At 70.3% G+C, this 13,982-nt stretch carries 12 protein-coding genes; 5 read left to right on the top strand and 7 right to left on the bottom strand.

All coding sequences use genetic code 11. From position 1 onward, the window contains the following. Positions 1–83: 83 nt before the first annotated feature. The gene (locus tag AC0VYN_RS05855) at positions 84–854 is read left to right on the top strand and encodes a class I SAM-dependent methyltransferase (protein WP_475535058.1); all 771 of its coding nucleotides are present in this window, start codon (positions 84–86) and stop codon (positions 852–854) included. Positions 855–913: 59 nt separating this feature from the next. On the opposite strand, the gene AC0VYN_RS05860 is transcribed toward AC0VYN_RS05855, so the two are convergent. Genes AC0VYN_RS05860 through AC0VYN_RS05870 form a run of 3 tightly spaced genes read right to left on the bottom strand, consistent with a single transcriptional unit; the run spans position 914 to position 3,625 of the window. Beyond that, positions 914–1,687 carry an amino acid ABC transporter ATP-binding protein gene (locus AC0VYN_RS05860; protein ID WP_475535059.1) on the bottom strand — a complete coding sequence of 258 codons (774 nt, stop codon included), beginning with the start codon at positions 1,685–1,687 and terminating at the stop codon, positions 914–916. Then, complete coding sequence (locus tag AC0VYN_RS05865) at positions 1,684–2,622, bottom strand: amino acid ABC transporter permease (protein WP_475535060.1); 939 nt, start codon at positions 2,620–2,622, stop codon at positions 1,684–1,686. The genes AC0VYN_RS05860 and AC0VYN_RS05865 overlap by 4 nt, the downstream gene beginning before the upstream one ends. 37 nt (positions 2,623–2,659) lie before the next feature. Beyond that, the gene (locus tag AC0VYN_RS05870) at positions 2,660–3,625 is read right to left on the bottom strand and encodes an ABC transporter substrate-binding protein (protein ID WP_475535061.1); all 966 of its coding nucleotides are present in this window, start codon (positions 3,623–3,625) and stop codon (positions 2,660–2,662) included. Between the two features lie 621 nt (positions 3,626–4,246). Here AC0VYN_RS05870 and AC0VYN_RS05875 point away from each other — a divergent pair. The 4 genes from AC0VYN_RS05875 to AC0VYN_RS05890 all read left to right on the top strand — a co-directional run bounded on the left by AC0VYN_RS05875 (position 4,247) and on the right by AC0VYN_RS05890 (position 7,470). Further along, positions 4,247–5,476 (top strand): NAD(P)-dependent malic enzyme, encoded by a 1,230-nt coding sequence (locus tag AC0VYN_RS05875; RefSeq protein WP_475535062.1) that lies wholly within the window; start codon positions 4,247–4,249, stop codon positions 5,474–5,476. A gap of 132 nt (positions 5,477–5,608) precedes the next feature. Then, a complete protein-coding gene (locus tag AC0VYN_RS05880) occupies positions 5,609–6,574 on the top strand; it encodes a zinc-binding dehydrogenase (RefSeq protein WP_475535063.1) in 966 nt (321 codons plus the stop codon). 129 nt (positions 6,575–6,703) lie between these two features. Beyond that, complete coding sequence (locus AC0VYN_RS05885; RefSeq protein WP_055417899.1) at positions 6,704–6,913, top strand: helix-turn-helix domain-containing protein; 210 nt, start codon at positions 6,704–6,706, stop codon at positions 6,911–6,913. Further along, positions 6,913–7,470 carry a Clp protease N-terminal domain-containing protein gene (locus AC0VYN_RS05890; protein ID WP_475535064.1) on the top strand — a complete coding sequence of 186 codons (558 nt, stop codon included), beginning with the start codon at positions 6,913–6,915 and terminating at the stop codon, positions 7,468–7,470. The genes AC0VYN_RS05885 and AC0VYN_RS05890 overlap by 1 nt, the downstream gene beginning before the upstream one ends. A gap of 30 nt (positions 7,471–7,500) precedes the next feature. Here the strand turns inward: AC0VYN_RS05890 and AC0VYN_RS05895 are convergent, their stop codons facing one another. The 4 genes from AC0VYN_RS05895 to AC0VYN_RS05910 form a co-directional block, all read right to left on the bottom strand. Then, a complete protein-coding gene (locus tag AC0VYN_RS05895) occupies positions 7,501–8,568 on the bottom strand; it encodes a PadR family transcriptional regulator (protein WP_475535065.1) in 1,068 nt (355 codons plus the stop codon). 1 nt (position 8,569) lies between these two features. Continuing rightward, positions 8,570–9,517: a DUF4097 family beta strand repeat-containing protein gene (locus tag AC0VYN_RS05900; RefSeq protein ID WP_475535066.1), complete on the bottom strand. Its 948-nt coding sequence runs from the start codon at positions 9,515–9,517 to the stop codon at positions 8,570–8,572. Between the two features lie 202 nt (positions 9,518–9,719). Then, positions 9,720–9,902 carry a DUF6104 family protein gene (locus AC0VYN_RS05905; protein ID WP_019075209.1) on the bottom strand — a complete coding sequence of 61 codons (183 nt, stop codon included), beginning with the start codon at positions 9,900–9,902 and terminating at the stop codon, positions 9,720–9,722. Between the two features lie 150 nt (positions 9,903–10,052). After that, positions 10,053–13,877, bottom strand: a complete 3,825-nt coding sequence (locus tag AC0VYN_RS05910) for a multifunctional oxoglutarate decarboxylase/oxoglutarate dehydrogenase thiamine pyrophosphate-binding subunit/dihydrolipoyllysine-residue succinyltransferase subunit (protein ID WP_475535067.1) — start codon at positions 13,875–13,877, stop codon at positions 10,053–10,055. Positions 13,878–13,982: the final 105 nt, after the last annotated feature.

Consider the following 13,982-nt stretch of genomic DNA (forward strand, 5'->3'; position numbering starts at 1 on the left):
GGGGCTCTATGGTCGTGCCTGCGGCCAGGTAACAGCTGACCGTGCCTACAGGGTATTACGTAGCGACGTGACGGAGGGGCTCGATGACGGACGCGCGGACCACCACGACCGGTACCGACTGGAACGCCTGGCAGGAGAGCTGGGACCGGCAGCAGGAGTGGTACATGCCGGACCGCGAGGAACGCTTCCGGATCATGCTCGACATGGTCGAGGCCCTGACCGGCCCGGCACCGCGCGTGCTCGACCTCGCCTGCGGCACCGGCACCATCACCGCGCGGCTGCTCGCCCGCTTCCCGGACGCCGTCAGCACCGGGGTGGACCTCGACCCCGCGCTCCTCGCCATCGCCGAGGGCACCTTCGCGGGCGACGACCGGGCCTCCTTCGTCGCCGCCGACCTCAAGGACCCCCACTGGCCGGCGAAGCTGCCGTACGACTCCTACGACGCCGTCCTGACCGCGACGGCCCTGCACTGGCTCCACGCCGAACCCCTCGCAGCCCTCTACGGCCGGGTCGCGGAGCTGGTCCGCGACGGTGGTGTCTTCATGAACGCGGACCACATGATCGACGACACCACGCCCCGGATCAACGCCGCCGAGCGCGCGCGGCGGCACGCGCGCATGGAGGACGCCCGGCGGGACGGCGCCCTCGACTGGGCCGAATGGTGGCGGCTCGCCGCCGCGGACCCCGTCCTCGCGGAGCCCACGGCCCGGCGCTTCGGGATCTACGGCGAGCACGCCGACGGCGACATGCCCTCGGCGGCCTGGCACGCGCGCGTGCTGCGCGAGAAGGGCTTCGGCGAGGTGCGGCCGGTGTGGTGCTCCCCGTCGGACACGCTGCTGCTCGCGCTGAAGTAGGACCACGCGCCGAGGGGCGGTACGGAGATCCGTACCGCCCCTCGGCGCGCGCGTGTGCTTCAGAGGACCTTGGACAGGAACGACTTGGTCCGCTCGTGCTGCGGGTCGGTCAGCACGTCGCGCGGGTTGCCCGACTCGACCACCACGCCGCCGTCCATGAAGACCAGGCTGTCGCCCACCTCGCGGGCGAAGCCCATCTCGTGGGTGACCACGACCATCGTCATGCCGGACTCGGCCAGGTCGCGCATGACGTCGAGGACGTCACCGACCAGCTCCGGGTCCAGGGCCGAGGTCGGCTCGTCGAACAGCATCAGCTTCGGGTCCATCGCCAGGGCCCGCGCGATCGCGACCCGCTGCTGCTGGCCGCCGGAGAGCTGCGAGGGGTAGTTGCCCGCCTTGTCGCCCAGGCCCACGCGGTCCAGGAGCTGCATCGCGCGCTCCCTGGCCTGCGCCCGGCTGACGCCCTTGACCTGGACCGGTGCCTCCATGACGTTCTCGACGGCCGTCATGTGCGGGAACAGGTTGAAGCGCTGGAAGACCATGCCGATGTCCCGGCGCTTGAGGGCGACCTCGCTGTCCTTCAGCTCGTAGAGCTTGTCGCCCTTCTGGCGGTAGCCGACCAGGTCCCCGTCGACGTAGAGGCGGCCGGCGTTGATCTTCTCCAGGTGGTTGATGCACCGCAGGAAGGTCGACTTGCCGGAGCCGGAGGGGCCGATGAGGCAGAACACCTCGCCCTGCTTCACCTCCAGGTCGATGCCCTTGAGGACCTCCACGGGACCGAAGGACTTGTGGACGCCCTCGGCCTTGACCATGGCGTGGGAGGACTGGTTCATGCCGCGACTCCCTTCGGACGGCGCGTGGGCAGCACCGCGGCCCGGAAGCGCTGCAGCGGCGTCGGCGGCAGGGACCGGCTCGAACCGCGGGCGTAGTACCGCTCGACGTAGTACTGGCCGACGCTCAGGATCGAGGTCATGATCAGGTACCAGGCGGCGGCGAGGAAGTACATCTCCACCGGGGAGCCCGAGCTCTGACCGATGTCCTTGGCCTGCTGGAAGAGTTCGGCGTACTGCACCGCCGAGACGAGCGAGGTCGTCTTCAGCATGTTGATGACTTCGTTGCCGGTGGGCGGCACGATCACCCGCATCGCCTGCGGAACGACGATCCGGCGGAGCGTCTTCGTGTGGCTCATGCCCAGGGCGTGCGACGCCTCGGTCTGTCCCTCGTCGACCGAGAGCAGACCGGCACGGCAGATCTCGGCCATGTAGGCGGCCTCGTTGAGACCCAGGCCGAGCAGCGCCGTCAGCAGCGGCGTCATGAAGGACGACCAGTAGTCCTTGTAGATCGGACCCAGGTTGATGTACTCGAAGACCAGGCCCAGGTTGAACCAGACGAAGAGCTGGACCAGGACCGGGGTGCCGCGGAAGAACCAGATGTAGAACCAGGCGATGGACGAGGTCACCGGGTTCTTCGACAGGCGCATCACGGCGAGCAGGATGCCGCCGGCGATGCCGATCACCATCGACAGCACGGTGAGCTGGAGTGTGCTCCAGACACCGTCGAGGATGCGGTCGTCGAAGAAGTAGTCGGGGATCGCGCCCCAGTTGATCTTGCCTTGCGCGAAGGCGTAGACGACCGCGCCCAGGAGGGCGAGCGCGACGACCGCGGACACGTACCGTCCCGGGTGCCGGACCGGAATGGCCTTGACGGCCTCCGGCCCGGCGGGGGGCCTCGCGTCGGGACCGGTCGTCTTGTTGACGTCAACAGTCACGGATGGAGCCTTTCAGAGCCGCGTCGAACGGGACGGGTCAGGAGCCGCCGTTGATCTTGGCCTCGGTGACCGCGCCGTCCGCGACGCCCCACTTCTCGATGATCTTCTTGTAATCGCCGCTGTCGATGACGGCCTGCACGGCCGCCTGGAGCGCGTCGCGCAGTTCGGTGTTGTCCTTGGCGACGGCGATGCCGTACGGGCCCGCCTCGACCTGGTCGCCGACGATCTCGAAGTACTTGCCGCCGCCGGAGTTCTTCACGGAGTAGGCGGCGATCGGGAAGTCGGCGGAGACGACGTTCGCGCCCTTGGAGCGCATCCGGGTCTCGGCCTCGGGGTTGGTGTCGAACTCCTCGACCTTCAGCGTCTGCTTGCCGGCCTTTTCGCACTTCTGCGCCTGCTCCTTGGCGAGGTCGTGCGAGAACGTGTTGCGCTGGACCGCCATGGTCTTCCCGCACAGGTCGTCCCAGGTCTTGATGCCCTGGCTGTCGCCCTTGTTGGTGTAGAGCGAGACGCCCGCGGTGAAGTAGTCGACGAAGTCGACGCCGGCGCCGACCTTCTTGCCGGTGTCGCCGTCGATGCCCTCCTGCCGGTCCTTGGTGTCGGTCATGGCCGACATGGCGATGTCGTAGCGCTTGGACGCGAGACCGCCGACGAGGGTGTCGAACGTGGCGTTCTGGAACTCGAACCTCACGCCGAGCTGCTTGCCCAGGGCGTCGGCGAGATCCGGGTCGATGCCGACCGTCTTGCCGGAGTCGTCCTTGAACTCGACCGGAGCGTAGGCGATGTCGGATCCGACCCGGATGACGCCCTTGTCGCGTATCGCCTGCGGCAGCTTTTCGGCCAGCGGGGCGCCCGAGGCGGACTTGCCCTCGCCACCTTCGTCGTTCTTCTTGGTCTGGTCGCCGCATCCGGTGAGCAGCAGGGCGCCTGCGACCGCGATCGCACCGACCGCTGCTAGCCGGGTCTGCGCGGCGGTCGGACGACGGGTGAAGCTTGCGGTCATGGTGGTTCCTCCGGCGGATGGTGGAGTTGCCGATGGGACGGGACGCCGGACGGGGGACCGGCCGGCGCCGTGGGACGACGAGGGCACATGCATTCGAGAGCCGCGACCTCGTGTGATTACGGCATCTTGCCATTCGGACTCGGCCATTCAGGGGAGCCGTCATGTCAAAATCGGATAACGGGTGACCCCCCGAATCCCATCAGGTCGGTACATCACGACCGAACCTTTGCGGGAATCAACCCTTCCGGCCGGAAGATCTTCGGTATTTCTCGTTATACGGCCATGGTTCGCTCGCGCGTTCCCTCGTCGAGGCGCTGTTCTCCGGGACTGTCAAGAGGTATCGGGAAGTTGACCGGATGCCTGGCTATGAGTCATGTCACCGGCATGTGGCCTGCCGCGTCCGACATGTGAGCTTGCACTTATCGGACTCGCCGCGGGAGGCGTGCGTCGGGTAGGAAGGTTCTTTACACCCCTCATCAGGGGCTCAGGGCGCGTGTGCGGCGCGCCCGTCGCGCAGGGACCCGTGCGCATCAACGTGCCATGTCCCTGGGCGGTGCCCGCCCACCCCTCACCAGGAGTGGACAAACCCTCAAACCATGAACACTTAAGGGGTAAGACAAAGTGGCAGCGGAGATCGTCAATCCTCGCAGCGACAGCGACGTCAGTGCGGACCAGGAGGCCGGGGCGGAGCACCTCGACTCCTTCGACCCGGCGTTCGCGCTGCACCGCGGCGGCAAGATGGCCGTGCAGGCCACCGTGCCGATCCGCGACAAGGACGACCTGTCCCTGGCGTACACGCCCGGCGTCGCGAAAGTGTGCAGCGCGATCGCCGAGCAGCCCGACCTGGTGCACGACTACACGTGGAAGTCGTCGGTCGTGGCGGTCGTGACGGACGGTACGGCGGTTCTGGGACTCGGGGACATCGGCCCCGAGGCCTCCCTTCCGGTGATGGAAGGCAAAGCGATCCTCTTCAAGCAGTTCGGCGGTGTGGACGCGGTCCCGATCGCGCTGGACTGCACGGACGCCGACGAGATCGTCGAGACGGTGGTGCGCCTCGCGCCCTCGTTCGGCGGAGTCAACCTGGAGGACATCTCGGCGCCGCGGTGCTTCGAGATCGAGCGCAAGCTCCAGGAGCGGCTGGACATCCCGATCTTCCACGACGACCAGCACGGTACGGCGGTCGTGACGCTGGCGGCGCTCAGGAACGCGGCGCGGCTGAGCGGGCGGACGCTGGGTGAGCTGCGGGCGGTGATCTCGGGCGCGGGCGCGGCCGGTGTCGCCATCGCCAGGATGCTGGTCGAGGCCGGCATCGGCGACGTCGCGGTCGCCGACCGCAAGGGCGTCGTCTCGGCCGACCGGGACGACCTGACGCCGGTGAAGCAGGAGCTGGCCTCCTTCACCAACAAGGCCGGGCTGTCCGGCCCGCTGGAGGCGGCCCTCGCGGGCGCCGACGTCTTCATCGGCGTCTCCGGCGGCACGGTGCCGGAGCCGGCGGTGGCCTCGATGGCCGAGGGCGCGTTCGTCTTCGCCATGGCCAACCCGAACCCCGAGGTGCATCCCGAGGTCGCGCACAAGTACGCGGCGGTCGTGGCGACCGGACGCTCGGACTTCCCCAACCAGATCAACAACGTGCTGGCGTTCCCGGGCATCTTCGCGGGCGCGCTCCAGGTGCGGGCGTCGCGGATCACCGAGGGCATGAAGCTCGCGGCGGCCGAGGCGCTGGCCTCCGTGGTGGGCGACGACCTCGCGGCGGACTACGTCATCCCGTCCCCGTTCGACGAGCGCGTCGCGCCGGCCGTCACGGCGGCGGTGGCGGCGGCGGCCCGCGCGGAGGGCGTCGCGCGCCGGTGACGGTGTGACGCGTGTGCGGTGAACGGCCTCGTCCCGGGTGGGCGGGGCCGTTCGCTTTGCCGGTGGCAAGAGGGCGTGTCTCACAGGCGTTTGTGGTTCCGGATGACGGGGTCGGAACCTATCGTCAAGGTCATGTTCGCTGCCTACGCCGCCCGAATCGACCGCGACCAGCCGCTGAACGGTCTGGAGCTGGGGGAGCGTCCGGCCCCCGAGGCCCGTCCCGGCTGGAGTGTCGTCGATGTCCGTGCCGCCTCCCTCAACCACCACGACCTGTGGTCCCTGCGCGGTGTCGGCCTCCCGGAGGACCGGCTGCCGATGATCCTCGGCTGCGACGCCGCCGGTGTCGACGCCGACGGCAACGAAGTCGTCCTGCACTCCGTCATCGGCCAGACCGGCCACGGGGTCGGAGCGAAGGAGCCCCGCTCCATCCTCACCGAGCGCTACCCGGGGACGTTCGCCGAGCAGGTCGCCGTGCCGACCTGGAACATCCTGCCGAAGCCGAAGGAGCTGTCCTTCGAGGAGGCCGCCTGTCTGCCGACCGCCTGGCTGACGGCCTACCGGATGCTGTTCACCAACGCCGGGGTGCGTCCCGGCGACTCGGTGCTGGTGCAGGGCGCGGGCGGCGGGGTCGCCACGGCCGCCATCGTGCTCGGCAGGGCCGCGGGGCTGCGGGTCTTCGCCACCAGCCGTGACGAGGCCAAGCGGAAGCGGGCCCTGGAGCTGGGCGCGGTGGAGGCCGTCGAGTCCGGCGCCCGGCTGCCGCAGCGGGTCGACGCCGTCATCGAGACCGTGGGTGCCGCGACCTGGTCCCACTCGGTGAAGTCGCTGCGGCCCGGGGGAACGCTCGTCATCTCCGGCGCCACCAGCGGCGACCGGCCCTCCCACGCCGAACTGACCCGGATCTTCTTCCTGGAGCTCAAGGTCGTCGGTTCCACCATGGGCACCAAGGACGAGCTGGAGGACCTCCTCTCCTTCTGCGCCGCGACCGGCGTGCGTCCCGTCATCGACGAGGTGCTTCCGCTGGACCGGGCCCGGGAGGGCTTCGAGCGGATGGCGTCCGGCGAGCTGTTCGGCAAGATCGTGCTCAGCGGGTCCTGACCCGCTTCCTTCCCCCTTCCGTTCCGTGCGGCGGGCCCGGTCCTCCGGGCCCGCCGTTCGCGTTCCCGCCCGCGCCGGAGCATGTCAATGGTGGTTGACAGATGCGTCATGTCAACCTAAGTTGACTGCATGAGTGAAGCAACGGATCTCGCCGCACGTGCGGGTGATCGCGACCCTCGGGTCGGGCTGCGTGCCGTCGCCGCACTGCGCAGGCTGCTGGAGCAGCTGGAGGCGGTGCAGGTGCGCAGCGCGCGCAACCAGGGCTGGTCGTGGCAGGAGATCGCCACGGAACTCGGGGTCAGCAGGCAGGCCGTGCACAAGAAGTACGGGAGGCATTGATGTTCGAACGGTTCACGAAGGATGCCCGTGCCGTGGTCCAGGGGGCCTTCGAGCACGCGGGCAGGGCGCAGGCGGGGACCGTCGGTGCCGAGCACCTGCTCCTCGCCCTGCTGGACCGGGAGGGCAGCCGCGCCTCGTTCGCGCTGACGGCGCTCGGCTCCGGCGGGGGCAGGGAGTCGGTACGGCGCGCCCTGGAGGAGGCGCGACGGCGCGCCGGTCTGTCGCAGGCCGAGACCGAGGCGCTCGCCGGCCTCGGGATCGACGTCTCGCAGATCGTCGCCCGGGTGGAGGAGGCTCATGGCACCGGCGCGATGTCCGGCGACCGGGAGGGCAGGCGCTCGTGGTCCGGGCGCCCCGGCTTCGGCCGGGACGCCAAAGAGGTCCTGCAGAACGCCCTGCGGGCGGCCGTCGCCCGGCGTGACCGGCACATCGGCGACGAGCATCTCCTCCTCGCCCTCACCGTGCGCCCCGGTGTGCCCGCCGAGGTGCTCGCCGATCACGGGGTGACCCACGAGTCGCTGACGAGAGTGCTCGGCGGGGGAGCGGCCTGCGCCTGACCCGGCCGGACCCCTCCCGCGCCCGCGTACTCAGGCCTTCGGCGTCCGCAGCATCGCCCCGATGCGGGCCGCCGCGGTCGACAGCTCGCGACGGGCGTCACGGAGCTGGCCGTCCGTGACGCCGTGGTCGCGGGCCGCGTCGCGGATGTCGTCCCGGAAGCGGTCCAGCAGTCGGTCCAGGTCACGGGCCGGGTCGCCGGTGGAGTCGGCGGTGTCCTCGTGGGCCCAGGACGGTGCGTATTCCGCCGGGAAGTCCTCGGTGGTGCGGGTGTACTCCGGCCGGGAGGCGGACGCGCCGGCGTCGGTGCGCCCGAAGCCCCAGTCCCGGCCGAGGTCCTTCCCGAAGTCCTTGCCGAACTCGCCGACCTCCTTGACCAGCTCGCCCAGGCCCTCACGCAGTCCCGTCGGCCAGTCGCCCCTCGCGAAGTGGTCCTGCACCTGCTCCTGCACCCGCTGGGCGATGCGCCGTACCTCCTCCTGCGCCTGGGCGCGGGCCCGCTCCTGCGCCTCCTCGGCCTGGCGCCGGGCCCGCTGGGCCTCGTCACGGGCGCGGCGGCTCTCGTCCTTGGCGCGGCGCGCCTGCTCCTTCCACTCCTGCTTGACCCGGCGCATCTCCTCCTTGGCGGCGCGCCAGGCCTCCTTGTCCCCGATGTCCGCGCCGTCGCCGGAGCCGCCGGCGCCCTCGGTCCGGGGGCCCGGTCCGGTGCCGCGGCGGGCCGCACCGGCCGCCGCCCGCATCTCCCGGCGCAGATCACCGGCCGCGCCGCGCACATCGGCCCGGATCTCGGCCGCCAGCTCGGCGACCGAGTCGCGGATCTCCAGCTCCAGGTCGGCCAGCTCGCCGCTGCGGTCGGCCAGCTCGGCGCGGCCCGCGTCGGTGATGGCGTACACCTTGCGGCCGCCCTCGGTGGTGTGGGTGACGAGGCCCTCCGCCTCCAGCTTGGCCAGGCGCGGGTACACGGTGCCCGCCGACGGCGCGTAGAGGCCCTGGAAGCGCTCCTCGAGGAGCCGGATCACCTCGTAGCCGTGGCGCGGGGCCTCGTCGAGCAGCTTCAGCAGGTACAGGCGGAGGCGGCCGTGGGCGAAGACGGGGGGCATGTCAGAGCACCTTCTTGTCGGTCGTGCCGTCGGCCGGGGCGCCGGGGGCGCCGCCGTCCCGGCCGGAAGCGGAATTGTCCCCCGAGTCGCTCTCCGTGCCCTTCACCGGCCCGGTGTCCTCCGGCTCCCACGGTGTGTCCTCCTCCGCCGGCGGGCGGCGCAGCAGGGCGATCGAGCCGGAGACCGTCGTGGCCTTCAGCCGGCCGTTGCCCGCGCCGAGCCGGCCGGTGATCCGCTTGGCGCCCCACTGGCCGGTCACCCGGAGGTCCTCGAAGGCGCTGGAGACCGTGCCGCTCGCGGTGTTGGCCTCCACCTCGGCGTCGGCCGGCTGGGGCAGCCGGATGGCGATCTCGCCCGAGACGCTGGTGAGGCCGATGTCGGTGGGTCCGTCGGCCGCGTCGAGGTCGACGATCATCGAACCGCTCACCGAGTCGGCCTTGACGGACGAGCCGGCCTCCACCACGGTCAGGTCCCCGGAGACGGAGTTGAACCGGAGGTCGCCGGCGAGCGCTTGGGCCTCCACGTTCCCGGCGACCGTGTCGGCGCGGACCCGGCCCGCGAGGCGGACCAGGGTGGTGTCCCCTGAGACGCCCTTCACCTCGGTGCCGCCGTCGATGCCGGAGACCACGGCAGCGGCGCCGACGACGCCCACCTCCACGCGGGTGCGGGCGGGGACGGCCAGGGAGACCACCGCGCTGCGGCGCCAGCCCCGGCGGTCCAGCCACTTCAGGAAGCCCTTCCAGGGCAGGTCCTCGTAGGCCACCGTGAGCGTGCCGCCCTGCTGGGTGACGATCAGGGGCGGGCCCTCGATCTCGGAGACCTCGAGTCTGGCGGAACCCTCGTCCGTGCCCACGACGTTGACCGTTCCGTTGACGATGCGGACGTGGAGCTCGCTCACGGACTCGTCGAAGGTGAGCCTCACGGGCTCCGCGACGGACCACTCGGGCATGGTGCAGACCTCCTGACCGAACGCGCCATATCGCGTCCACCGCTATTCACGATATATCGCGGAGGTGGAAAGTCAAGACACCCGTTCCGGTGGCCGACGTGTCCGGCCGACGGCACGGCCCCGGACATGCGAAACGGGGTGCCGTGACCGGCACCCCGTGGGTAATCGTCGGAGAAGCAGTCGTCCCCTGCTCGCTCGTCGTCTATTCGTCGTCGTCCTCGTCGTCCAGCCGCGCCAGCCAGGTGGCCAGGCGCTCCACCGGCACCTCGAAGTCCGGATTCAGGTCGACGAAGGTCCGCAGCTGCTCGGCGAGCCACTCGAAGGTGACCTCCTCCTCGCCGCGCCGCTTCTCCAGTTCCTCGATGCCGCGGTCGGTGAAGTACAAGGGGCTCTCCGTCGGGAATGGGGGTGTGTACACCGCCAGGTTATCGGGTGCGTGGTCCCGCCCGGCGAGGGGCGGAACGCCGACGGCCCGTCCCCCGGGGCGGGGGGACGGGCCGTCGGTCAGGCGCCGGAGCCGGGCTGCCGCGAGGGATCAGGCCTCGAAGACCTCACGCACCAGCTGCTCCTGCTCGGCCTGGTGCCGCTTGGCGGAGCCGACGGCCGGGGACGAGCCGTGCGGCCGCGAGATACGGCGCAGGCGCTCACCGTGCGGGACGTCGGCGCCGACCGCCAGGTCCAGGTGGTCGATCAGGTTGAGCGCGATGAACGGCCAGGCACCCTGGTTCGCCGGCTCCTCCTGGGCCCACAGGTACTTCTCGGCGTTCGGGTACTTGGCGATCTCCGCCTGGAGCTCGGCACCCGGCAGCGGGTACAGGCGCTCGATGCGGATGATGGCCGTGTCCGTGAGGCCGCGCTTCTTCCGCTCGGCCTCGAGGTCGTAGTAGACCTTGCCGGCGGTGAAGACGACCTTCTTGACGGCGGCCGCGTCGACCGAGTCGTCGCCGATGACCGGCTGGAAGCGGCCCGTCGTGAACTCCTCCGCCTTCGAGGCCGCCGCCTTCAGGCGCAGCATCGACTTCGGGGTGAAGACGACCAGCGGCTTGTGGTGCGGGTTGTGCACCTGCCACCGCAGGAGGTGGAAGTAGTTCGCCGGGGAGGTCGGCATCGCGACCGTCATGTTGTTCTGCGCGCACAGCTGGAGGAAGCGCTCGGGACGGGCCGAGGAGTGGTCCGGGCCCTGGCCCTCGTAGCCGTGCGGGAGGAGCAGGACCACACCGGAGGTCTGGTTCCACTTCTGCTCCGCCGACGAGATGAACTCGTCCACGACCGTCTGCGCGCCGTTGACGAAGTCGCCGAACTGCGCCTCCCACAGCACGAGCGCGTCGGGACGGGCCAGCGAGTAGCCGTACTCGAAGCCCATCGCCGCGTACTCGGACAGCAGGGAGTTGTAGACGTTGTACCGGGCCTGCTCGTCGGCCAGGTACAGCAGCGGCGTGAACTCGTCGCCGGTCTCGCGGTCGATGATGACCGCGTGACGCTGGCCGAAGGTGCCGCGCTGCGAGTCCTGGCCCGCCAGGCGCACCGGCACGCCCTCCAGCAGGAGGGAGCCGACGGCGAGGGTCTCGCCCATGCCCCAGTCGATCGTGCCGTCCTCGACCATCGCCGCCCGGCGCTGGAGCTGCGGCAGCAGGCGCGGGTGGACGGTGACGTGGTCGGGGATGTTGACCTGGGACTCGGCGATCCGCTTGACGACCTCGTCGGTGACCGCGGTGTTCACGGAGACCGGGAACTCGGCCTGCGGGTCGGTGGACTCGGCGGCCGAGGGCTGCGAGGTGGCCTCGCGGACCTCGGTGAAGACCTTCTCCAGCTGGCCCTGGTAGTCCTGGAGCGCCTGCTCGGCCTCTTCCAGGGTGATGTCGCCGCGGCCGATCAGGGACTCGGTGTACAGCTTGCGCACCGAGCGCTTGCGGTCGATCAGGTCGTACATCAGCGGCTGGGTGAAGGCCGGGTTGTCGGACTCGTTGTGGCCGCGGCGGCGGTAGCAGATGAGGTCGATCACCACGTCCTTGTTGAACGCCTGGCGGAACTCGAAGGCCAGGCGCGCGACGCGCACGACGGCCTCCGGGTCGTCGCCGTTCACGTGGAAGATCGGGGCCTCGATCATGCGGGCCACGTCCGTCGCGTACATGGAGGAACGCGAGGACTCGGGGGCCGCGGTGAAGCCGACCTGGTTGTTGATGACGATGTGGACCGTGCCGCCGGTGCGGTAGCCCCGCAGCTGCGACATGTTCAGGGTCTCGGCCACCACGCCCTGGCCCGCGAAGGCCGCGTCGCCGTGGATCGCCACCGGCAGGACGGTGAAGTCCGTGCCGCCCTTGTTGATGATGTCCTGCTTGGCGCGCGCGACGCCCTCCAGGACCGGGTCCACCGCCTCCAGGTGCGAGGGGTTGGCCACCAGCGAGACGCGGATCTGGTCGCCGTCCAGGCCGGTGAAGGTGCCCTCGGCGCCCAGGTGGTACTTCACGTCGCCGGAGCCGTGCATCGACTTCGGGTCGAGGTTGCCCTCGAACTCGCGGAAGATCTGCGCGTACGACTTGCCGACCACGTTGGCCAGCACGTTCAGCCGGCCGCGGTGGGCCATGCCGATGACGACCTCGTCGAGGCGGGACTCGGCGGCCGAGTCCAGCACGGCGTCCAGCAGCGGGATGACGGACTCGCCGCCCTCCAGGGAGAACCGCTTCTGGCCGACGTACTTGGTCTGGAGGAAGGTCTCGAAGGCCTCCGCCGCGTTCAGCCGGCGCAGGATGCGCAGCTGCTCCTCGCGCTCCAGCTTGGAGTGGGCGCGCTCCACGCGGTCCTGGATCCACTTGCGCTGCTTCGGGTCCTGGATGTGCATGAACTCGATGCCGGTGGTGCGGCAGTACGAGTCGCGCAGCACGCCGAGGATGTCGCGCAGCTTCATCATCGACTTGCCGGCGAAGCCGCCGACGGCGAACTCGCGCTCCAGGTCCCACAGGGTGAGCCCGTGCTCGGTGATGTCCAGGTCGGGGTGCTTGCGCTGCTGGTACTCCAGCGGGTCGGTGTCGGCCATGACGTGGCCGCGGACCCGGTAGGAGTGGATCAGCTCGAAGACGCGGGCGGCCTTGGTGACGTCGTCGTCGTGGGACGCGTCGATGTCCTTGAGCCAGCGGACCGGCTCGTAGGGGATGCGCAGCGCCTCGAAGATCTCGTCGTAGAAGCCGTTCTCGCCGAGGAGCAGGTTGGCGACCTGGCGCAGGAACTCGCCGGAGGCGGCGCCCTGGATGACCCGGTGGTCGTAGGTCGACGTGAGCGTCATGACCTTCGAGATGCCGAGCTTGTTCAGGGTGTCCTGGCTGGTGCCCTGGAACTCCGCCGGGTAGTCCATGGAGCCGACGCCCATGATCACCGACTGGCCGGGCATCAGTCGCGGCACCGAGTGGACGGTGCCGAGGCCGCCGGGGTTGGTCAGCGAGACGGTGACGCCGGTGAAGTCGTCCATCGTCAGCTTGCCCTCGCGGGCGCGGCGGACGATGTCCTCGTAGGCCTGCCAGAACTCGAAGAAGTTCAGCGTCTCGGCCTTCTTGATGGCGGCCACGACGAGCTGGCGGTCGCCGTTGGGCTTCACCAGGTCGATGGCCAGGCCGAGGTTGACGTGCGCCGGCTTGATGAGCGTCGGCTTGCCGTCCTTCTCGCCGAACGCGTGATTCATCGACGGCATGGCCTTGATGGCCTGCACCATCGCGTAGCCGATCAGGTGCGTGAAGGAGATCTTCCCGCCCCGGGCGCGCTTGAGGTGGTTGTTGATGACGATGCGGTTGTCGAACAGCAGCTTCACCGGGACCGCGCGCACGGACGTCGCCGTGGGCAGCTCCAGCGAGGCGTTCATGTTCTTGACGACCGCGGCGGCCGGGCCGCGCAGCGTCACCGTCTCGGGTCCCGCCGTGGACGCAGCGGCCTCCTTGGCGGGCTCGGCCTTCGACTGCGGCTTCGCGGCCTGCTTGGCGGCGGGCTTCGCGGCCGGAGCCGCGGCGGCGGGCTTCGCGGGGGCCGCGGCCGGCTTGGCGGGTGCGGCGGCCTGCTGAGGAGCCGCCGGCGCCTGGGCCGGGGCGGGCTGTGCCGGAGCGGGGGCCTGCGCCTGGGGCGCCGGGGCGGCCTGCGGCGTGCTCGTGCCCGTGGTCGTCGCGGAGCCGGACGCCGCCTGGGCGGCGGCCGCACCGGGCTTGTAGTCGGCGAAGAAGTCCCACCAGGCTCGGTCCACGGAGTGCGGGTCCTGGAGGTACTGCTGATAGATCTCGTCGACGAGCCACTCGTTGGCACCGAACGCCGCCGCGGGGTTCTTGCCCGCTTGGTCGGTGTCGGTCGAGATGCTCGAGTTACTGGGGGACTGTGGCGACACGGCGAGAACCGCCCTCTTCCGCTTCACAAGGTGGTGGACAGCGGGAATCAAGGCTACGCCTCCCCGGACCGGAAGGTCAGACCGGGCCCGTTCAACGTCGCGTAA

The sequence above is a fragment of the Streptomyces sp. 63XJN7_1_ISO-PGPR-S23-121 genome (assembly GCF_056173025.1).